Below are 21,015 nucleotides of genomic sequence, written 5' to 3' on the forward strand. Positions count from 1 at the left end.
GGTTAAAAAATGATTGTAGGCAGTGGAACGATTTTTATCATTGCAGTTGTCGTTGTTGCTTTAATCTTATTTGGGATCTTATTATCCTTTGTACCAGTCATGCTCTGGATCTCTGCGCTTGCGGCAGGAGTCCGTATTAGTATCTTTACGTTAGTTGGGATGAGGCTTAGAAGGGTAACGCCAAGCAGAGTGGTTAATCCACTCATAAAGGCCCATAAAGCTGGTTTAAACGTTACCACCAATCAACTGGAAAGCCATTATCTTGCCGGCGGGAATGTTGACAGGGTAGTCAATGCTCTAATTGCTGCACATCGGGCAAATATTGAATTATCGTTTGAACGCTGCGCTGCCATTGACCTAGCAGGGCGTGATGTTTTAGAGGCGGTACAAATGAGTGTTAATCCGAAAGTAATTGAAACTCCATTTATTGCCGGGGTTGCTATGAATGGTATCGAAGTAAAGGCTAAAGCGAGAATTACCGTTCGAGCTAACATTGAGCGTCTTGTCGGTGGTGCTGGGGAAGAAACCGTGGTTGCTCGTGTCGGTGAAGGGGTTGTTTCCACTATCGGTTCATCGGATAGTCATAGCAAGGTGCTCGAGAATCCAGATTTAATCTCGCAAACGGTTCTTTCAAAGGGACTAGATGCCGGAACAGCTTTTGAAATCCTATCGATTGATATCGCTGATGTGGATATCGGTAAAAATATTGGGGCTGAACTACAAACCGAACAAGCTGAAGCGGATAAGAAAATTGCCCAAGCGAAAGCTGAAGAGCGCAGGGCAATGGCTGTGGCGTTAGAACAAGAAATGAAAGCTAAGGTCCAGGAAATGAGGGCAAAGGTTGTGGAAGCGGAAGCGGAGGTTCCTCTTGCAATGGCTCAAGCGCTCAAATCAGGAAATATTGGTGTAATGGACTATATGAACTTTAAAAATATTTCAGCAGATACTGAAATGAGAGGTTCAATCGGTAAGATAACGGGAGACAAAAAAGACGGACAATAAAGCCCGCGTTGGGATAATAAAGGGGTGGTGATTTTTGGAAACCTTAGTATTTTTGATTGTCATGGGTATTGTCTCTGTTGTTTTCCGTAAGGCAAAAGGTAAGACAGGTCAATCTCGCAATAGAACATTTTCAAGGGATACTTTTGAAGAAATTAGGACACTAGTTAAAAAGCAACTCAATTATGATGAAATTCCAACAACCAGCACCTTAAAATCAAAGAATATACAATCGGAAATTCCACTGGATCAACTCGAAAAGCTCGAAAATAAATACCAGCAGTTGAAACAAGAGTCTGAGGTTAAACGGATTGGAATGTCAGTAGCCCAGCCAAAGGTCGAGAAAGTAGAAGTTAAATCCGGGCAAGAGGATAGTAGCATCATTTCTCTTTATCCAGATGAAAAAACGCTCATTAATGGTATGGTTTGGTCAGAAATTCTTGGTGAGCCGCGATCCAAAAAGCCCTTTTTCCCAAGAAAAGGTTAGTTGTAAATCAACATAGCTAAATAGAAAAAGGTGTGCTAGAACCTCCTTTCATTTCATAAATATGAGATGAAAGGGGGTTCTTTTTTTATGGCGAAAAAATGGGGCCAACGGGTCCGTAACTGGATGGCTGAAAAAATGGATCTTCCTCAAGATGTCATGATGGATTTACCCCGCATTACGATGGTTGGGCAAATTCATATATATATTGAGAACCATCGCGGCTTGCTTGTGTTTACAGATAAAGAACTCCGTCTGCTATTAAAGCAAGGGCAGTTGTTAATAAAAGGTAAATATTTTGTAATTAAAACGATTTTACCTGAAGAAATTTTGCTCGAAGGGAAAATTGAACAGGTCATCTATATAACTGATAATCCGGGAGGAACAAAATGAATAACCAGTGGGTCGAATTTTTATATGGCAGGGTTACTGTTAAAGTATCAGGAAAGGGTATTGAACGCTTTTTAAATGTCCTTACCAGGAATGGACTCCATATTTGGCATGTCAAACGGCATGGAACAGAAACAATTACTTTTAAGATGAGACTTAGAGATGCCAAGAACATCAGACACTATGCAAGGAAAAGTGAATGCTCCATTTCCTTCCTGCGAAGGAGCGGAGTGCCTTTTTTAATTAAGAGAGTGCTTAAAAATAGTGGCTTTTTAGCGGGGGCAGGAATTTTCTTGCTTATCTTAATGGTTTTATCCAATGTTATTTGGGGGATTGAAATAAAAGGGGCAAAACCAGCGACAGAATATCAAATTCGTAAAGAATTGGACAAGATGGGTGTTAAGATTGGAAAGTTGCAATTATTTGTAGATAATGTGGAAGGTATTCAAAGGCAACTGACAAATAATGTTGGGGATTTAACATGGGTAGGAGTGGAATTAAAAGGGACAACCTTCCACCTTCAAGTTGTCGAGAAAAATGAGCCAAAAAAGCCAGAGCAATTATCACCGAGGAACCTTATCGCAAAAAAGAAAGCGATAATCGTAAATATGTATATTGAAAATGGCCAAAAAATGGTAGAAATTAATGATCATGTGGTGCCGGGGCAATTACTCGTTTCAGGTGAATTTGGGCAAGAAGGTACTCCGGAATTGGTTGCGGCCAAAGGAGAGGTTTGGGGAGAAACTTGGTATAAAAGTCATGTGGAGCTCCCGTTAGTAACCAACTTTAAAGTATATAATGGCAAAGAAAAGGAAAAACATTTTATTTTACTGGGGAATTTCGAACTCCCTATTTGGGGCTTTGGTAAGCCTGAATTCTTGAAATATGAAACCGAAATGAATGTTCATAAAATTCATTTCCTAAAGTGGGAATTGCCAATTTCTTATCTCAACAAAACCCTTCGCGAGCGGGAAGAAGTTCAGCGTACCTATTCAAATAAAGAGGCCCAACAAATTGCAATTGAGCTGGCAAAAAAACAAATAAAAGGTCGGTTAGATGAAAATGCTATGATAAAAGATGAAAAAATTTTACACAAAGCAATTAAAAATGGTAAAGTTATACTGGATATTCATTTTAAGGTAATTGAAAATATTGCAGTCGGACAACCGATTTCCAAGGAGACTAGTGAATGACAGAAAAGTTAACTACCATAAATGTACAACTTGAAAATCCTGCAGAAGCAATTAGTTTGCTAGGGAATTCTGATACCAATTTAAAAATTATTGAACAAGAGCTTGATGTTACCATCATTACTCGGGGTGAAGGTGTCAGTTTATCCGGTGATGAGGAAAATGTAAATCTGGCCGGACAAATATTAAATAAATTAATGATTGTGATTCGAAAGGGAATTAATATTAGTCAAAGAGACGTCCTATACGCGGTTCAAATGGCGAACGCAGGGACACTTGAATATTTTGTGAATTTATATGAAGAAGAAATTGGCAAAAATGTTAAAGGTAAAACCATTCGGATCAAGACGCTTGGACAAAGAGAATATGTAACAGCCATTAAAAAAACAGATCTTGTATTTGGGATTGGACCTGCCGGAACCGGAAAAACATATCTTGCTGTTGTCATGGCCGTGGGCGCACTCAAAAATGGGCAAGTGAATAAAATTCTTTTAACAAGGCCTGCTGTTGAGGCAGGCGAAAGTCTTGGGTTTCTTCCAGGTGATTTAAAAGAAAAGGTAGACCCATATCTGCGACCACTATATGATGCTCTCCATGATGTGCTTGGGGCTGAACATACGCAAAGGTTAATTGAACGAGGAACTATTGAAATTGCTCCGCTCGCCTATATGAGAGGTCGAACATTAGATGATGCTTTTGTTATACTGGATGAGGCCCAAAACACAACCCATGCACAAATGAAAATGTTTTTGACAAGACTTGGCTTTGGGTCAAAAATGGTCATTACGGGTGATCAAACACAGATCGATTTGCCAAAAGGTGCAAAATCAGGCTTAATTGCAGCCGAAGGAATTTTAAAAAATGTAAAGGGCATTTCCTTTGTCTTTTTAGAAACAACTGACGTGGTTCGTCATCCACTTGTTGGCAGAATTATTGAGGCATACGAGAACAAAGCGAATCAAGAGGGGTAAACCTATTTGTGGTTTACCTCTTTTTGGTATGGAAAAGTGAACTTCAAACCAATCTTCTTCCAAAGAGGTGAAACTTCTTCGAAAAACTGTTATCATTTTACATAAAGCAGGAACAGTGAAAATATGACAATTTTTGAGAAATGATTTTTTTAATATAAAATCATTTTCATGGGCCGTGGTTGGAGGGATTTAGTTGGGTAAACTACAGCAATACTTCATACGGATACGCAAACTGCTAGATATCACTTTTTTTCTAGTTCTCTTTTTTATCATGTTAGGTACCGTATTATTTGCAGCGATGTATAGTAATGTAAAACCTGAAAAGTTGGATTTAAGCCTGTTTTCAGTAGCAGAAAAAACTATCCGTTCCCCTGGAACAGTGGAGGATAAGAAAAGTACTGAAAATAAGCGTAGGGATGCTCTTGACCAAGTGCAGGATGTGTATGCCTTGAAAAAAGAGTATACGCAAAATCGGGTCGATTTAATTAGCTCCATTTTTCAAGCAGTTACAGAAGTGAATGATGAAATAAATGCAGAAATCAAGAAGTTTGAAGAACTGGCCCCAGAAGAAAAACCAGCAAAAACGGAACCTAGTGATTCTGAAAAAGTGATCAGGTTAAAGGCAAAATTAACATCGAATGTATCAAAGGGGCTTTCTGACCAGGTTTTTACGGCCTTAGTCCAAGCTAGTAATGATGAATTATCGATCGCGAAGGATTTAACTGTTACTGCGATTAACAATGTTATGGCCCAACGGATTTCTGCTGATGAAGTAGAGAATGCCAAAAAAAGAGTGGAGGAAGAATTAAAATATACAACTTTAAATGATAATTTAAGAAATGGTGTCATTGAACTCGGCAGGTATGCTGTTATTCAAAATGAATTTTATGATCCCAATGCAACAGAAGAGCTGCGACAGCAAGCGGTAGAAAGTGTGGAGCCTGCCAAAATTCTTCAGGGTCAAATTATTGTTGAAGAAGGAGAATTAATCAACCAGGATATTTATAGACAGTTAAAATTAGTCGGCCTTCTTGATAATGAGAGATCCTTTAAGCCTTTTATTGGATTAATGGTTTTGATTACCATTATTCTGTCTTCAATCTATTTTTATTTTTACCAAATAAAATCAATTCCAGGAAAGAGACAGACAGACTTGTTGTTGTATGGGATTGTTTTCATACTTTCAATCTTTATTATGAAAATAATCAGCATGCTGCAAATTTTTAATTTTGCCGGAATTGGCTATCTTTTCCCTGCAGCTTTAGGGGGAATGTTAATTAAGATCTTGATTGATGAAAAGCTTGCCATTCTTATGTCGATTATTATGGCGGTATGCGGAAGTATTTTATTTAACGAGGGAATTACAGGGACACTAAATTTTTCAGAGGGGATTTACATCCTATTCAGTGCCTTAGCTGGAATTTTGTTTCTTAGTAACCAAAACCAGCGTTCAAAAATCTTGCAGGCTGGCTCGTTTGCGGCAATCGTAAATATTTTGTCTATTTTAGCGTTAATATTTCTTCCAAATGGCCAATTTTCTGGTATGGAGTATGGATATTATATAACCACTGCTCTTGTTTCAGGTATAGGTTCTGCTGTGTTAACGATTGGATTACTGCCTTTTTTTGAGGCGAGTTTTGGCATTCTGTCGACGATGAGGCTGATTGAACTATCCAATCCAAACCATCCACTATTAAGAAAAATATTGATGGAAGCACCAGGTACATATCACCATAGTGTGATGGTTGCTAATTTAGCGGAATCAGCATGTGAAGCAATCGGTGCAAATGGACTTTTAGCAAGAGTGGGCAGCTATTACCATGATATTGGAAAAACACGACGTCCGAATTTTTATATCGAGAATCAGATGCATCTAGAAAATCCTCATGATCGTCTGCCGCCAGATAAAAGTGCAAACATTATTATTGCCCATGTAACAGATGGCTCTAATATTTTAAAGAAGTACCATATGCCAAAAGAAATTATCGATATCGCTGAACAGCATCACGGGACAACCTTGCTAAAATTCTTTTATCATAAGGCAACCCAAGGTGAGACTGATGTAAAGGAAGAGGATTATCGTTATCCTGGTCCAAAGGCAAAAACAAAAGAGTCTGCGGTGGTTGGTATAGCAGATAGTGTCGAGGCGGCAGTCCGCTCATTATCCCAGCCTACGCCAGAATTAATAGAATCACTGGTTAAAAAAATCGTTGCTGATCGTCTTCAAGATGGACAATTAAATGAATGTGATATCACAATGAGAGAAATTGAAACCGTATCTGAAGCTTTATGTGAGACTTTAAAGGGGATTTTTCACTCCAGAATTGAATATCCAGAAATGATAAAGAAGGTGAAGCAAGCATGACATTACTAATTGATTGTATCGACGAAACGGAAAAACTGACAGAAGAACAAATGCTTGAAATCGAAAGGATCCTTACCTTTGCGGCTAGAAAACAGGATGTTGAAGAACATAGCGAAGTTTCAGTAACATTTGTTTCAAATGATAGAATACAGGAGATCAACAGGGAATACCGCGATAAAGACAAGCCTACGGATGTTATTTCGTTTGCAATGGAAGAGCTTGGGGAAGGTGAGGTGGAGCTGGTAGGGGTTGATATGCCTCGTGTCTTGGGGGATATTATTATCTCTATCCCAAAAGCAATCGAGCAAGCAGAAGAATATGGACATTCTTTTATACGTGAGCTTGGATTTCTAGCTGTACATGGTTTCCTTCATCTCCTTGGTTATGATCATATGACCGATGAAGAGGAAAAAGAAATGTTCACATTGCAAAAGGAAATATTAGACGAGTATGGACTCAAACGATAAACGATCACAGCAGTCATGGTTGGGTACATTTTCAAATGCAATCGCCGGGATTTTAGTGGCCCTGAAGTCAGAGAAAAATATGCGGTTCCATTTCTTTTGCTCCATTCTTGTTGTACTCGTCTCTTATTATATTTCCATTACAAAGACTGAATGGATAATCATCCTGTTTGCTATTGCGGGAATGTTTGTATTGGAATTAGTCAATACCGCAATCGAACGGGTTGTCGATCTAGTTACACAAGAGTATCATCCATTAGCAAAACAAGCGAAGGATATGGCAGCAGGAGCGGTGTTAGTTTATGCCGTTCTATCGGTTGTAATTGGCCTATTAATATTTTTACCCTACATACAAAAGCTTTAAAAAATTAAGCTGAATAGAGTTTATTTACCATCATTTGAAATGGGATACTGGATTAGGTAAAATAACTTATCAGCAAAATAATTAAGACTTGCTGATTTGTGAGAAAATTCTAATTTTTATAAATTTTTTGCTTCAACCTAATGATTTTCAATCAATTTTGAGGTAAAATAAAGAAACAGCAGATTCCTGCTGGAAGGGAAGAACACTAGTGAACATCGATCAACTAATTAAAGAAACAAAAAAGGCAAGTTCCTTCATAACAGGAGGATCTATATGCTGAATAATGACAACGGAAGCAAAGGATACAAGTCAGGTTTTATTTCGATTATTGGCCGGCCAAATGTAGGTAAATCCACGTTTCTTAATCGCGTGATTGGCCAAAAAATTGCCATAATGAGTGATAAAGCACAAACAACTCGTAACAAAATCCAAGGTGTGTTAACAGTAAATGATGCCCAGATGATTTTTATAGATACACCAGGTATCCATAAACCTAAGCACAAATTAGGCGATTTTATGATGAAGGTTGCTGTTAATACGCTAAAAGAAGTTGATTTGATTTTATTTATGGTAAATGCTGAAGAAGGATTTGGACGTGGTGAAGAATTTATTCTTGAAAAATTCCAAACAGTTAATACGCCAATCTTTCTTGTAATTAATAAAATTGATCAAGTTCATCCTGATAAATTATTGCCGATTATTGAATCCTATAAAGAAAAATACCCTTTTAAAGAAATTGTCCCAATATCTGCGCTTGAAGGAAACAATGTGGAGCCATTGTTAGGACAGATTAAGTCCTTCTTGCCGGAGGGACCACAATACTATCCAGCAGACCAGGTCACAGATCACCCAGAACGGTTTATTATCACCGAGTTAATAAGGGAAAAAGCACTCCACTTAACACGGGAGGAAATTCCCCATTCTTTAGCTGTGGTTCTTGACAAAATGGAGCGGAGAGAGGGTAAAGAAATTATTGATGTCATGGCAACCGTCATTGTCGAACGTGATTCACAAAAAGGAATTATTATTGGTAAGCAAGGCAGCATGTTAAAAGAAATAGGCAAACGTGCACGAGTTGATATTGAAAATCTACTAGGGTCAAAAGTATATTTAGAGCTATGGGTAAAAGTTCAAAAAGATTGGCGCAATAAGATGTCCCAGCTGCGAGATTATGGCTTCAATGAGGATGAATATTGATTAATAATGGCCGACCAAGGCGCTTCAGCTTTTCTAATAACCCTAACTAAAATATTACCGATTATTTCAAATTATGCATGGACAACATTAACAAATATTTCGTCTTATGATTTTTGCGCTGGCAGGCTATGATAATTGTAAGGTTTGGGACCGAATGAAAGCTAGTCTAAATATGAAAGGTGGGGTTTTCGATGATGGATTTTACGTGGAAAGTATTCCTCCAAACAGGTAATATTGACACATATCTTCTCATTAAAGAACTTGAGAAGGAAAACCAAGAAATACCCGGAAATCTGAATGATGAGCTAGCACAAATCGATTTTCCCGTTTCATAAGTTTGTCTTCGTGCTACTTTAGAAGGTGACAATAATGCTTCAGAAGTGTGAAGGCATCGTTATTAGAACAACAGATTATGGTGAAACAAATAAAATAGTGACAATATATACAAGGGAATGGGGAAAGATTGGTGTGATGGCGCGTGGTGCAAAAAAGCCAAACAGCCGCCTTTCCTCCATTACACAACTTTTTACACATGGTTATTTTCTAATTACTAGAGGATCTGGTTTAGGAAGCATGCAGCAGGGTGAAACGGCTACATCCTTAAGATCGATTGGTGAAGACATTTTTTTAACTGCCTATGCTAGTTATATTGTTGAGTTAACCGATAAATGCACGGAAGAAAAAAAACCAAACCCTTTTCATTTTGAATTGCTCTATCAAACATTGAATTATTTGAATGAGGGCTATGACCCGGATATTCTCATGAATATTTATGAGATGAAAATGTTAAATGTATTGGGATTAAACCCAATCTTAAATCAATGTTCCGTTTGCGGCAGTACAGACGGACATTTTTCTTTTTCCATTCGTGAAGGTGGGCTTATCTGTCATCGTTGTCTGGATAAAGATCCGTACCATTTCAAATTAACACCGAGTACGATTAAATTATTAAGGCTATTTTATTATTTTGATCTTTCAAGGTTAGGAAATATTTCTGTTAAGGAAGTGACTAAGGCTGAACTTAAGAATGTTATTACTTCTTACTATGAAGAGTATTCGGGACTTCATCTCAAAACAAAGAAGTTTCTTAATTCCATGGATAAATTCAGAAATCTCTTATAAGCACACTGTTGACAATGTTTGGAGTTTTCGTTATTATTTTCATTAATAAAATATTTGCATTGACGGAGAAGAGTACTTAGTCATCTCTATAAAAGCGAACCTAGGGTGGTGGAAGCTAGGGTATAGGGCACTAAGGAAGGCGTTCCTGAGCAATCTTTGTGTTTATTAACACGATTAAAGAGGCTGTTTTTTGCAGCAATTAGGGTGGAACCGCGGGTAACTCTCGTCCCTATGCTTACAAGCATAGGAACGAGAGTTTTTTTGTTTGAATAAAATTTATTAAAAGGAGCAATTTCAATGAATGTAACAATGGAACAAATCGTCTCACATGCAAAACACAGAGGATTTATTTTTCCAGGTTCAGAGATTTACGGAGGACTTGCAAATACTTGGGATTACGGCCCGCTAGGCGTTGAATTTAAAAACAATATTAAACAGGCATGGTGGAAAAAGTTTGTTCAAGAGTCGCCTTATAATGTTGGCTTAGATGCAAGTATTCTGATGAATCCTCGTACTTGGGAAGCATCAGGGCATATTGGGAACTTTAATGACCCAATGATTGATTGTAAAAATTGTAAAGCACGCCATCGCGCGGATAAATTAATTGAAAATGCACTAGATGAAAAAGGCATTGAAATGATTGTCGACGGCTTACCATTTGAAAAAATGGAAGAACTGGTTAAAGAACACAATATCGCATGCCCGGACTGTGGCAGTCATGATTTTACTGGTATCCGTCAGTTCAACTTAATGTTTAAAACCTTCCAAGGGGTAACAGAATCAAGTACGAATGAAATTTTCCTTCGTCCTGAAACGGCCCAAGGTATTTTTGTTAACTTTAAAAATGTTCAGCGTACGATGAGAAAGAAAATGCCGTTTGGAATTGCTCAAATAGGAAAGAGTTTCCGAAATGAAATTACTCCGGGGAATTTTACATTCAGGACAAGAGAGTTTGAACAAATGGAACTTGAATTTTTCTGTAAGCCTGGTGAAGAACTTAAATGGTTTGATTATTGGAAACAATTTGCTGAAGACTGGTTAATGTCCTTAGGTCTTACCAAAGAAAATCTAAGGCTACGAGATCACTCTGAAGATGAACTATCCCATTATAGTAATGCGACTACTGATTTTGAATTTAAGTTCCCGTTTGGTTGGGGGGAACTTTGGGGTGTCGCTTCAAGAACAGATTATGACTTGAAGCAGCATATGGAGTATTCCGGTGAAGATTTCCATTATCTTGACCCTGAAACAAATGAAAAGTATGTCCCATTCTGTATTGAACCTTCCTTAGGAGCGGATCGGGTTACGTTAGCATTCTTGATTGATGCCTATGATGAAGAACAGCTTGAAGATGGTACATCTAGAACGGTCATGCATTTCCACCCTGCTCTAGCCCCATTTAAGGCGGCAGTCCTTCCATTATCGAAGAAGCTGTCTGAAGAAGCACGAGAAGTTTTTGCTGCTTTAGCGAAGCACTTTTCAGTGGATTATGACGAATCAGGTTCCATTGGGAAACGCTATCGTCGTCATGATGAAATTGGTACACCTTTTTGTATCACTTATGATTTTGACTCTAAAGAAGACAATATGGTTACTGTTCGAGACCGTGATACAATGGAACAAAAACGGATCCCAGTAAGTGAACTTGTTAGCTTTTTGCAAGAAAAGATGACGTTTTAATGGAAAACTCGCCAATTGGCGAGTTTTCTTAATACATTCCATAGTATATAATATTCCTAATAAAGTATGACTTTTAGAGGGTTGTGGGTAACCCTTCATGATGTCATACAAAGGTGGTGTGTACAATCGAACTGACCAAACGGCAAGAACATATTTTACAAATTGTAAAAGAAAATGGGCCGATTACCGGAGAGCATATTGCCGATCAATTAAGTTTGACTAGAGCAACATTAAGGCCAGATCTGGCAATTTTAACAATGGCTGGCTTTTTAGATGCAAGACCGCGTGTGGGTTATTTTTATACGGGTAAATCTGGGACACAGCTGTTAACTGAAAATTTACAAAAAATATATGTGAAAGATTATCAATCCATCCCTATTGTGGTGAATGAAAATATTTCTGTATATGATGCGATCTGTACCATGTTCCTTGAAGATGTGGGAACATTATTTGTAGTGGATCAAAATACCATCCTTGTTGGGGTGTTGTCCAGAAAAGATTTGCTCAGAGCAAGTATAGGCAAACAAGAGCTTTCCACCATTCCTGTCAATATTATTATGACTAGAATGCCGAATATAACTATGTGTGAACGGGACGATTTATTAATCGATATCGCCAAAAAATTAATTGAAAAACAAATTGATGCCCTTCCAGTGGTTCGGAAATCAGAAAATGGATATGAGGTTATCGGTAGATTAACGAAAACAAACATTACAAAAGCATTTGTTGGACTGGGTGATGAGTAAGTCACAAGTTAACTTGTAGAGGGGTTGTGTAGGGAGAATGGGTGTACCAATTATTTATGTTGTATCTGATTCAGTGGGGGAAACGGCTGAATTAGTTACCAAAGCAGCAATAAGCCAGTTTAATGGCTCTGGAATGAATTTAAAAAGATTTCCCTATGTAGAGGACCAGGAACATATTGATGAAGTTCTTTCACTTGTTTTACTAGATAAAGCTATGATTGCATTTACGCTTGTCAAACCTGAAATGCGTACCTATATCAAGGAAAGAGCGGAACAAGAAGGGATTCTGGCAGTCGATTTAATTGGTCCAATAATGGACAAGATTCAAGCTTTCAGTGGGAAGACACCTTTATGTGAACCAGGACTTGTTCGAAAACTTGATGAGGATTATTTTAAAAAAGTAGAAGCGATTGAATTTGCCGTAAAATATGATGATGGCCGTGACCCAAGAGGAATCCTAAAAGCGGATATTGTCCTAATTGGCGTTTCAAGAACTTCAAAGACACCACTTTCCCAGTACTTAGCCCATAAACGTTTAAAGGTTGCTAATGTCCCGCTGGTACCTGAAGTGGATCCGCCAGAAGAACTGTATAGGGTTCCGATCGAGAAATGCTTCGGTTTAAAAATAAGTCCTGAAAAGTTAAACAATATCAGACGAGAACGATTAATTTCCTTAGGATTAAATGATAAGGCAAGTTATGCCAATATTGAACGGATTAAAGCGGAGTTAATCTTTTTTGAAAAAGTAGTGGAGAAAATAAGTTGTCCCGTTATTGATGTAACCAATAAAGCAGTTGAAGAAACAGCAAATGTTATCCTAAATTATATTCATAAAGGGAGACCTTAACACATAATCATTTGATTATGTGTTTTCTTCTGAAAGAAAGTGGAATAATAATGATAAAAAGTTATGGTAAAATGATAATAAATGTACTATAATAAAAAATTGTGATAAAAATATATCTTTTTAGGTTTAGACTTGCTTGTGAACGAATAAACTATTTATTGTTAGATGTCAAGGGGACCCCCTAAAAAGAATTCGACATAAATCCTTTTACAAAAATTATTTGTTAAAGAAGGAATATGCGGAGAGATGTAGAATTAATACTAATGTAGAAGGCAATCCGACTATTTTTGTCGATGCAGATTCATGCCCACTGGGCAGAGATTGTCGAAATAGGATCCAAGATTAGCGTCCGTGATCTTTTTGATGCTTCCTCCGTCTCCATATGAATGAAGAAAAATCTACATAGGAAGAGGAAATATGTTGACGCTGGGAAGGGAGAGGCCCTAAATCCTCCCAAACAGAAGATCGTTCAAAATTTATGACAAAATTAACAAAAATTTTGTCGAAATTTGCAGGAATTTAAAGATTGCCTGCCGAATACCTGATAGTACAAATGGAGTTGTTTTCATGGCAGAGCGTATTGCCGAAGAAAAGATTAATCAAATTCGTCAGGCTGTTGATATTGTCGAAGTAATCAGCGATTATGTTCAACTGAAAAAACAGGGGCGAAATTACTTCGGATTATGTCCATTCCATGGAGAAAGTACCCCATCATTTTCAGTATCAATTGATAAACAAATTTTCCATTGTTTTGGCTGTGGCGCTGGCGGTAATGTTTTTTCTTTTTTAATGGAACTTGAAGGGATTTCATTTCAGGAAGCTGCCATTAAACTAGCTTCGAAGGTAAATATCGACCTTGAAATTAATTTATCTGGGGGACAAGGCGAGAAAAAGGTTTCTCAAGAGCACCAAGCTTTTTTAGGGGCTCATGAGCTGTTACAGAAATTTTACCATCACTTGCTTGTAAATACAAAAGAAGGCGGGCAGGCTTTAGAGTATCTGCTGAGCAGGGGATTTACTCGCGAATCGATTGATAAGTTTCAAATTGGGTATTCCCTAAATTCATGGGATTTTGTTTATAAATTTCTATCTAAAAGAGATTTCCCACCTGAATGGATGGAGAAAGCCGGATTAATTATCAAACGTGAAAGGGATGGGACTTATTTCGATCGATTTAGGGATCGAATAATGTTTCCGATTTTTGACCGAAATGGTAATACGATTGCTTTTTCAGGCAGATCACTCGGGGCCGAAGAGCCCAAATATCTAAATAGTCCTGAAACGCCAATCTTTAATAAAAGTAAAATTTTATATAATTATCATAATGCGAAGCCAAGTTTAAAAAAATTGCAATATGCTGTTTTATTTGAGGGATTTGCCGATGTAATTTCCGCAGATCGCTCGGGTGTGGAAAATGGCATTGCCACAATGGGGACATCCTTGACAGATGAACATATAGCCCTTTTAAGGCAAAGTGTCCAATCCGTAACCATCTGTTACGATTCAGATAAGGCAGGAATTGAAGCTGCTTTTCGAGCGGGGAACCATCTTAACAATGCTGGCTTTCAAATAAAGGTAGCGATGATGCCAGACGGCATGGACCCCGATGAATACATTAAAAAGAACGGTCCTGAGAAATTCCGAAATGAGGTTATCGCAGCCGGCTTAACATGGATGGCGTTTAAATTTCTTTACTTTCGCAGAGGTAAAAATCTTCAGCTAGAAGGAGATAGGCTTGCATATATCGAAGTGATAATTAAAGAAATCAGCAATTTGAATAAAGCGGTTGAAAGAGATCATTATTTGCGGCAACTTGCAGCAGAATTTTCACTCTCATTAGATGCATTGAAACAGCAGCAAAAGCAAATTTTCTTCGCTGATAAAAGAAAAACAACCGGAAAAAACCAACCTGTTGATAAACCTATTTTAATTCCTAAGAAAGCAAGTGAACTCAAGCCAGCGCATTACACAGCAGAAAGGCGATTAATCGCACACATGCTAAAAGATCGAGATGTTGCTTATAAAGTTCAGGATTTATTACAAGGAAACACGTTTAATATTGATGAACATCAGGCAATAATAACCTATCTGTTAGGATTTTATGAGGATCATTTCCAACCTGATTCAAGTGCATTTTTATCCTATATTCATGATGACAATCTTAGAAGAATGGTTGCTAATATTGAAATGATGTCCATAAATGACGAATTAAGCAATCAAGAATTAACTGATTATATCAAACAGGTGTTGAATTATCAAAAATTGTTAAAGATAAAAGAAAAAGAAGTGGAACAAAAAGAAGCAGAGCGACAAAGTGATCTTGGTAAAGCTGCTGCAATTGCAATGGAAATTATTCAATTGCGTAAATCTCTATAGATTCCATTTTACTGTCTTTGATTCTGGAAGGAGGGGGACATATGGCTGCTGAAAAATCAGCCCGTTCAAAAGAAGTTGAGAATGAATTCACTTTTGAACAAGTGAAAGACCAGTTAACGGTACTGGGTAAAAAAACCGGCGTCCTTGCCTATGATGATATTGCTGAGAAATTGGCTAATTTTGAACTAGATTCACACCAAATGGACGAATTTTACGAGTTCCTCGGTGATCAAGGTATTGAATTAGTTGGTGAAAGTGAGGAAGATCCAAATCCTAAGCAATTAGCTAAAGGTGATGATGATGAATTTGATCTAAATGATCTTAGCGTCCCTCCAGGGGTTAAGATTAATGATCCAGTTCGTATGTACTTAAAAGAAATCGGCCGTGTTGATTTGCTTTCTGCTGAAGAGGAAATTAAGCTGGCTAACCGAATTGAAGCAGGCGACGAAGAAGCAAAACGACGTCTAGCTGAAGCAAACCTCCGTCTTGTAGTAAGTATTGCAAAACGCTACGTCGGTCGTGGAATGCTCTTTCTTGATCTTATTCAGGAAGGTAATATGGGTCTAATCAAAGCTGTTGAGAAGTTTGATTATCGAAAAGGCTTTAAATTTAGTACCTATGCAACTTGGTGGATTCGTCAAGCCATTACACGCGCGATTGCAGACCAAGCAAGGACCATTCGGATACCTGTGCATATGGTTGAAACCATTAATAAATTAATTCGTGTTCAGCGTCAATTACTTCAGGATCTTGGCCGTGAACCAACACCAGAAGAAATTGGTGAAGATATGGATCTAACACCTGATAAGGTTAGGGAAATTTTGAAAATTGCCCAAGAGCCTGTATCACTGGAAACACCTATTGGTGAAGAAGATGATTCCCACCTTGGTGATTTTATTGAAGACCAGGATGCAACCTCACCTTCAGAGCATGCTGCCTATGAATTATTAAAAGAGCAACTTGAAGATGTCTTAGATACTTTAACAGACAGGGAAGAAAATGTCCTTCGCCTGCGTTTTGGACTAGATGATGGACGTACTCGTACACTCGAAGAGGTAGGAAAGGTCTTCGGTGTTACCCGTGAGCGTATCCGTCAAATTGAAGCAAAGGCATTGCGGAAATTACGCCATCCTAGTCGCAGCAAACGATTAAAAGATTTCTTAGAATAAAATATTTCTAATGAATAGTCTACTTCATAACTGAAGTAGGCTTTTTTCTTATGCATCAATTAATGAATACACAGATGAAACACTTAAGTAAATGTAAGCACTTTCTCTATTTGAATCCATTTTACTGAATTGTCTCTCATTTTGCAAATAGACTTAAGAAAATTCATGGTCTCGCTTTTTATTCTTTTATTTTAGGAGATGGGCTTGAATTTATCAAATACAACCGAACGTTTGTTAGAAGATACCTGAGTACCTGTTAAGAACCTTTTAGGTAAGCTTAGAGAGGCCTTAAACAGTTTTTAATTATGGTCGATGGGCCAAACACGTATAGGGATTGCTGCAATGGCCGTAGGGATTGCTCAGGGAGCCTATGAATAATAAAATAAATTAGCAAATTTATAAACAGGCTAAACTAGATATTTTCACTAATTTGGCTTGTTTTCTTTTTTTTATTAAGATTATAGTGATAAAATAAGTTTAGGGCTTTTCCTTCTGTTCATTTTCAAGTAAAATAGTAGTTGTTTGTAGACTTTATTCAATATTTAACAGACGTTCGTACATAAGGGAGGTTATATCATGAAGCGAAATCCGGTTATTCCTTTCGTTCTCATCATGGCATTTGGACTTGTGTTAATTCTAATTTTGTCTTTCAAAGGCCTTGGTGATATGAAAGAAGTTGCTAAGGAAAATGGGGAAGGTAATGAGAAAACAGAGGTTGCCGCATCAAAGCCAGAAGACATTTACAAGCAATCTTGTATTGGCTGTCATGGCGATCAGTATCAAGGGGTAGTAGGACCTACATTAAAAGGTGTGGGCAGCAAGTATTCTAAGGAAGAACTTATGACCATTGTTACAAAAGGTAAGGGTACAGTCATGCCAGCAGGTCTTGTTAAACCAGAACAGGCTGCTGCAATGGCAGATTGGTTAGCAAACATTAAATAACTAGAAAAGGTCCTTTGCATCTGTAAAGGACTTTTTTTATACTATATAAATTACATATAAAAAGTGGTGGTATGATTGAATACAGATAAATTGTCAGCAAGATTGGCTTCGGTTTCTAACTATGTTCCAAAAGGAGCGAGGCTCGCAGATATTGGCTCAGACCATGCTTATTTACCTTGCTACTTAGCAAAAAATGAAGGATTACCATTTGCCATTGCTGGTGAGGTTGCTAAGGGACCCTTCCAGTTGGCTGAGAGGAATGTATTAGCAGAAGGGTTAGCGGGGGTTATTTCCGTGCGATTAGGTGATGGTCTGGAAGTTATTCAACCGGGTGAAGTGGATTGTATTACAATTGCTGGAATGGGGGGTGCCCTAATTGCAAACATTCTAGAAAATGGTAAAGATAAGCTGACTTCTGTCAAGCGCCTGGTGTTACAACCAAATATTAGCGCGATTTCTATCAGAAAATGGTTTATTGAAAATAACTGGGAACTAATTGACGAAGAAATACTCGAGGAAGATGGGAAAATATACGAGATTTTAATAGGTGAAAAGGGCGATCCGAATAAGCCTTATAAAAAAAATCTTGATATGGGGCTTTTAGTTGGTCCATTCCTTCTACAAAAACAAGATAAAACCTTTAAGAAAAAATGGACAGCAGAAATAAACAATTGGCAGCGTATTTATGAAGCACTTGAGGGTGCCAGCCAATCTCCTGAAACGAATGAAAAAAAACAAGAGATGATCGCCAAAATTAAGCTGGTAGAGGAGGCTTTAAAGAATGAAAATTCCTAACGGTCACGAAGTCATTCAACTATTTGAACAGTTTTCCCCGAAAGGGTTAGCGATGGAAGGGGATAAGATTGGCTTACAAATAGGACGCTTAAATAAAAAAGTTGAGCGAATAATGATTGCCCTTGATGTACTGGAAAATGTAATCGATGAGGCAATTGAAAAAAATGTTCAGCTCATTATTGCCCACCATCCGATTATTTATCGACCTCTTAAGAATTTGCTAACTGACACGGTTCAAGGGAAAATGATCGAAAAAATATTAAAACATGATATTGCTGTTTACGCAGCCCATACGAACCTTGATGTCGCAAAAGGCGGGGTAAATGACCTGCTTGCAACTGCTTTAGAGTTGGAAGATGCAGAGGTACTCGTGCCGACTTTTGATACAAAGCTAAAGAAACTAGTTGTTTATGTTCCAGTAAGCCATGCAGAAGTAATTAGGAAAGTCCTAGGAAATGCAGGCGCAGGATTTATTGGAAATTACAGCCATTGTTCATTTTCCGCAAATGGGACGGGAAGATTTATACCTGGTGAAAATACCAATCCATTTGCTGGTGAGGCAGGCAGGTTAGAAGAAGTGTCGGAAGTAAGAATCGAGACCATTATTCCTGAACCACTTCTAAAGAAAACGATTACTGCTATGATCAAAGCGCATCCATATGAAGAGGTGGCCTATGATGTCTACCCGCTGGAGAACAAAGGAGAAGTACTCGGTCTTGGCCGAATCGGGAAAGTCCGTGAAATGACATTAGGAGAATTTGCGGAAAAAGTGAAATTAGCACTTGAAGTTTCAACTGTCCGTGTGGTTGGCGATTTAAGCACTAAAATTAAAAAGGCAGCTGTTTTAGGCGGGGATGGAAATAAATACTTCATGAATGCCAAGTTTCAAGGGGCAGATGTGTATGTTACAGGGGATATTTATTATCACACGGCCCATGATGCAGCAATGCAGGGCTTGAATATGATTGATCCAGGCCATAATGTGGAAAAGGTGATGAAAAAAGGCCTGACGGCAACATTACAAAAGATGTGTCAAGAAACGGGTTATACCGTGGAGATTTTTCCTTCTGAAGTAAATACAGATCCATTCCAATTTGTATAAAAGCAAAGAACCGGTCCACAGACTCGGTTCTTTTTATTTACTGCACTTCAGTTTTTTTTACCTTTGGTAATATTCTGCTTAATTGGACCTTTTTTCGTCGTTCCCATGTAGCTTCATTATTTGGGTTAAATTGTTCAAGGAATGTGATTACTTCCTTTGTTATCGGTGTTGGAGTAGAGGCTCCGGATGTTACCGCGACATTTTTGGCATCCTTAATCCACTCAATTTCTAACTCAGTTATATCAGCAATGCGATACGCTTTTGTTCCAGCAATTTCCTCAGAGACCTGTGCAAGGCGATTGGAATTATTACTTTTTGGATCACCAACTACAATCGTCACATCAGCTTCTGTTGCTTGTTCTGCAACTGCTTCTTGGCGAATTTGCGTTGCATGGCAAATTTCATTAAAGACTTCCACATTTGGATATTTTTCCTGAACTTTTTTCATTGTATCAGCCACATCCCATTGACTCATCGTTGTTTGATTTGTGACAAGTAACTTGTCACAGTCAATCGTTAATGCTTCTACATCATTTGGAGTTTCAACCAGATGGACCATATCAGGGGCCACACCAACTGCACCCTCCGGTTCTGGATGTCCTTTTTTTCCAATATAAATTACTTGGTAGCCTTCTTTTGTTTTTTCTTCAATCAAATCATGGGTTCTCGTTACATCAGGACATGTCGCATCTATCGTTACTAGCCCTTTCTGTTTTGCGAGTTCTCTAACTTCTGGCGATATTCCATGAGCAGTAAAGATAACAGTACCTGTTTCCACTTTATCGAGAATATCTTTACGGTTTTTTCCGTCTAGGGTAATAATCCCTTCTTCTTCGAAAGCATCTGTAACATGTTTATTATGAACAATCATCCCTAAAATGTAGATTGGGCGTGGTAATGTTTTATCTAAAGCAGCATTTCGTGCAATAACCATGGCATCGACGACACCATAGCAGTAACCGCGTGGTGAAATTTTGATAATTTGCATATAAAAAGTCCTCCTAAAAAAGACAGTGTTTAATAGTTTTACGTGTTTATTATATAAAACTAATAGAAATAATACAAAGATACAATTTTCCTTAGCAGTTTTAGGAAGAAAAGAAAGAATGCCGTCTCCAGCATTCTTCATTTATATATACATTTTCGGAACAGAACTTCCTTTTTGATATGGACTTTTATTTGAAGGTATTTGCTGTTGCTTATTTTTACGTTGCCCTTTTTTATTGGACGTACTATTTACAGGCTCTTCATGATTTGATGATTCATCGACGGCGGCATCAGTTGATTGGTTATTTTCTACTGTTGCTTCATCCGTAGATTTTGAAGCATTTTTGAATCCTTTATAAATTTTCCACATTGCAGGAAGATTTTTTATCATTGGGCTATATTGTTGGATCATCGGTCCAATCGACTGGGCTGTCTTTAGCACCTGCTGCGTATTGTTCAACATGCTAGTTAGTCCGCCAGGGTTACTTAAAGATTGGAGGAGTCCTCCACCTCCTGATGCTGCTTTTCCTGCTCCTTGCATTCCCATAAAGCCGCCAGCTTGGCTTCTTCCTCCGAGAATTTTCGAAAGTAATCCCCCTCCGCCTTTGTTCATAGGATTAGACCTTCCCATCATTTGCCCCATCATGGGGTTATTTCTTCCTCCAAACGGATTGGAAGGGGCTCCCATCATTGGATTCCTGCCGCCAAAAGGGTTAAAACCAGGGTTCATCATCTGATTATGTGGTCCAAAAGGTCCTGGCCCCATTCGCCCCTGCATAGGCATTCTTGGTCTTGGTTGCATCTCGTTGCCTCCTTTCAATTGCC

Annotated in this window: 21 protein-coding genes and 1 other annotated feature; of the genes, 19 read left to right on the forward strand and 2 right to left on the reverse strand. The window is 38.1% G+C overall.

From position 1 onward, the window contains the following. Positions 1-9: 9 nt before the first annotated feature. The 19 genes from floA (at position 10) to ACSU6B_RS20855 (ending at position 19,203) form a co-directional block, all read left to right on the forward strand. Positions 10-1,002: a flotillin-like protein FloA gene (floA, locus tag ACSU6B_RS20765; protein WP_168245118.1), complete on the forward strand. Its 993-nt coding sequence runs from the start codon at positions 10-12 to the stop codon at positions 1,000-1,002. A 34-nt stretch (positions 1,003-1,036) separates the two neighbouring features. Beyond that, entirely contained in the window at positions 1,037-1,486 is a 450-nt protein-coding gene (locus ACSU6B_RS20770; protein WP_410888203.1) for a hypothetical protein, read from the forward strand. An 87-nt stretch (positions 1,487-1,573) separates the two neighbouring features. Beyond that, positions 1,574-1,876, forward strand: a complete 303-nt coding sequence (gene yqfC / locus ACSU6B_RS20775; protein ID WP_168245116.1) for a sporulation protein YqfC — start codon at positions 1,574-1,576, stop codon at positions 1,874-1,876. Next, on the forward strand, positions 1,873-3,066 hold the full coding sequence (yqfD, locus tag ACSU6B_RS20780; RefSeq protein WP_410888205.1) for a sporulation protein YqfD: 1,194 nt from the start codon (positions 1,873-1,875) through the stop codon (positions 3,064-3,066). The genes yqfC and yqfD overlap by 4 nt, the downstream gene beginning before the upstream one ends. Beyond that, entirely contained in the window at positions 3,063-4,034 is a 972-nt protein-coding gene (locus ACSU6B_RS20785) for a PhoH family protein (protein ID WP_168245114.1), read from the forward strand. The genes yqfD and ACSU6B_RS20785 overlap by 4 nt, the downstream gene beginning before the upstream one ends. 193 nt (positions 4,035-4,227) lie before the next feature. Continuing rightward, entirely contained in the window at positions 4,228-6,399 is a 2,172-nt protein-coding gene (locus ACSU6B_RS20790; protein WP_410888207.1) for an HD family phosphohydrolase, read from the forward strand. After that, complete coding sequence (gene ybeY / locus ACSU6B_RS20795; protein WP_088089019.1) at positions 6,396-6,866, forward strand: rRNA maturation RNase YbeY; 471 nt, start codon at positions 6,396-6,398, stop codon at positions 6,864-6,866. Before ACSU6B_RS20790 ends, ybeY begins: the two co-directional genes overlap by 4 nt. Continuing rightward, entirely contained in the window at positions 6,850-7,227 is a 378-nt protein-coding gene (locus tag ACSU6B_RS20800; RefSeq protein WP_410888209.1) for a diacylglycerol kinase family protein, read from the forward strand. Before ybeY ends, ACSU6B_RS20800 begins: the two co-directional genes overlap by 17 nt. Before the next feature lie 273 nt (positions 7,228-7,500). After that, a complete protein-coding gene (gene era / locus ACSU6B_RS20805) occupies positions 7,501-8,424 on the forward strand; it encodes a GTPase Era (RefSeq protein ID WP_214731518.1) in 924 nt (307 codons plus the stop codon). Between the two features lie 191 nt (positions 8,425-8,615). Further along, entirely contained in the window at positions 8,616-8,759 is a 144-nt protein-coding gene (locus ACSU6B_RS20810; RefSeq protein WP_066257674.1) for a YqzL family protein, read from the forward strand. A gap of 34 nt (positions 8,760-8,793) precedes the next feature. Then, entirely contained in the window at positions 8,794-9,546 is a 753-nt protein-coding gene (gene recO / locus ACSU6B_RS20815; protein WP_410888211.1) for a DNA repair protein RecO, read from the forward strand. A gap of 50 nt (positions 9,547-9,596) precedes the next feature. Beyond that, positions 9,597-9,780, forward strand: a binding site (T-box leader). 63 nt (positions 9,781-9,843) lie between these two features. After that, complete coding sequence (locus tag ACSU6B_RS20820) at positions 9,844-11,226, forward strand: glycine--tRNA ligase (RefSeq protein WP_168245108.1); 1,383 nt, start codon at positions 9,844-9,846, stop codon at positions 11,224-11,226. Between the two features lie 113 nt (positions 11,227-11,339). Continuing rightward, positions 11,340-11,972, forward strand: coding sequence for a helix-turn-helix transcriptional regulator (locus tag ACSU6B_RS20825; RefSeq protein ID WP_088089014.1), 633 nt, complete (start codon positions 11,340-11,342; stop codon positions 11,970-11,972). A 37-nt stretch (positions 11,973-12,009) separates the two neighbouring features. Next, complete coding sequence (locus ACSU6B_RS20830) at positions 12,010-12,819, forward strand: pyruvate, water dikinase regulatory protein (protein ID WP_214998481.1); 810 nt, start codon at positions 12,010-12,012, stop codon at positions 12,817-12,819. Between the two features lie 567 nt (positions 12,820-13,386). Further along, positions 13,387-15,195: a DNA primase gene (dnaG, locus tag ACSU6B_RS20835; RefSeq protein ID WP_410888214.1), complete on the forward strand. Its 1,809-nt coding sequence runs from the start codon at positions 13,387-13,389 to the stop codon at positions 15,193-15,195. Positions 15,196-15,236: 41 nt separating this feature from the next. Further along, positions 15,237-16,364: an RNA polymerase sigma factor RpoD gene (rpoD, locus tag ACSU6B_RS20840; RefSeq protein WP_168245105.1), complete on the forward strand. Its 1,128-nt coding sequence runs from the start codon at positions 15,237-15,239 to the stop codon at positions 16,362-16,364. Positions 16,365-16,940: 576 nt separating this feature from the next. Beyond that, positions 16,941-17,306 (forward strand): cytochrome c550, encoded by a 366-nt coding sequence (cccA, locus tag ACSU6B_RS20845; RefSeq protein ID WP_410888216.1) that lies wholly within the window; start codon positions 16,941-16,943, stop codon positions 17,304-17,306. A gap of 75 nt (positions 17,307-17,381) precedes the next feature. Continuing rightward, the gene (locus tag ACSU6B_RS20850; protein ID WP_214998484.1) at positions 17,382-18,101 is read left to right on the forward strand and encodes a tRNA (adenine(22)-N(1))-methyltransferase; all 720 of its coding nucleotides are present in this window, start codon (positions 17,382-17,384) and stop codon (positions 18,099-18,101) included. Further along, on the forward strand, positions 18,088-19,203 hold the full coding sequence (locus ACSU6B_RS20855) for a Nif3-like dinuclear metal center hexameric protein (RefSeq protein ID WP_410888219.1): 1,116 nt from the start codon (positions 18,088-18,090) through the stop codon (positions 19,201-19,203). Before ACSU6B_RS20850 ends, ACSU6B_RS20855 begins: the two co-directional genes overlap by 14 nt. A 37-nt stretch (positions 19,204-19,240) precedes the next feature. Here ACSU6B_RS20855 and ACSU6B_RS20860 read toward each other — a convergent pair whose 3' ends face one another. Further along, complete coding sequence (locus tag ACSU6B_RS20860) at positions 19,241-20,191, reverse strand: 4-hydroxy-3-methylbut-2-enyl diphosphate reductase (protein WP_410888221.1); 951 nt, start codon at positions 20,189-20,191, stop codon at positions 19,241-19,243. A 141-nt stretch (positions 20,192-20,332) separates the two neighbouring features. Further along, positions 20,333-20,992, reverse strand: coding sequence for a VrrA/YqfQ family protein (vrrA, locus tag ACSU6B_RS20865; RefSeq protein ID WP_410888223.1), 660 nt, complete (start codon positions 20,990-20,992; stop codon positions 20,333-20,335). Between the last annotated feature and the right edge of the window lie 23 nt (positions 20,993-21,015).

This window comes from Neobacillus sp. C211 (assembly GCF_051842875.1).
Lineage (GTDB): Bacteria > Bacillota > Bacilli > Bacillales > Cytobacillaceae > Neobacillus.

Coding starts and splice junctions, on each gene's coding strand:
- vrrA (WP_410888223.1), bottom strand. CDS start 20,992: ATGCAACCAAGACCAAGAATGCCTATGCAGGGGCGAATGGGGCCAGGA.
- yqfD (WP_410888205.1), top strand. CDS start 1,873: ATGAATAACCAGTGGGTCGAATTTTTATATGGCAGGGTTACTGTTAAA.
- era (WP_214731518.1), top strand. CDS start 7,501: ATGCTGAATAATGACAACGGAAGCAAAGGATACAAGTCAGGTTTTATT.
- dnaG (WP_410888214.1), top strand. CDS start 13,387: ATGGCAGAGCGTATTGCCGAAGAAAAGATTAATCAAATTCGTCAGGCT.
- ACSU6B_RS20810 (WP_066257674.1), top strand. CDS start 8,616: ATGATGGATTTTACGTGGAAAGTATTCCTCCAAACAGGTAATATTGAC.
- ybeY (WP_088089019.1), top strand. CDS start 6,396: ATGACATTACTAATTGATTGTATCGACGAAACGGAAAAACTGACAGAA.
- cccA (WP_410888216.1), top strand. CDS start 16,941: ATGAAGCGAAATCCGGTTATTCCTTTCGTTCTCATCATGGCATTTGGA.
- ACSU6B_RS20785 (WP_168245114.1), top strand. CDS start 3,063: ATGACAGAAAAGTTAACTACCATAAATGTACAACTTGAAAATCCTGCA.
- ACSU6B_RS20820 (WP_168245108.1), top strand. CDS start 9,844: ATGAATGTAACAATGGAACAAATCGTCTCACATGCAAAACACAGAGGA.
- ACSU6B_RS20830 (WP_214998481.1), top strand. CDS start 12,010: ATGGGTGTACCAATTATTTATGTTGTATCTGATTCAGTGGGGGAAACG.
- floA (WP_168245118.1), top strand. CDS start 10: ATGATTGTAGGCAGTGGAACGATTTTTATCATTGCAGTTGTCGTTGTT.
- ACSU6B_RS20855 (WP_410888219.1), top strand. CDS start 18,088: ATGAAAATTCCTAACGGTCACGAAGTCATTCAACTATTTGAACAGTTT.
- recO (WP_410888211.1), top strand. CDS start 8,794: ATGCTTCAGAAGTGTGAAGGCATCGTTATTAGAACAACAGATTATGGT.
- yqfC (WP_168245116.1), top strand. CDS start 1,574: ATGGCGAAAAAATGGGGCCAACGGGTCCGTAACTGGATGGCTGAAAAA.
- rpoD (WP_168245105.1), top strand. CDS start 15,237: ATGGCTGCTGAAAAATCAGCCCGTTCAAAAGAAGTTGAGAATGAATTC.
- ACSU6B_RS20800 (WP_410888209.1), top strand. CDS start 6,850: ATGGACTCAAACGATAAACGATCACAGCAGTCATGGTTGGGTACATTT.
- ACSU6B_RS20860 (WP_410888221.1), bottom strand. CDS start 20,191: ATGCAAATTATCAAAATTTCACCACGCGGTTACTGCTATGGTGTCGTC.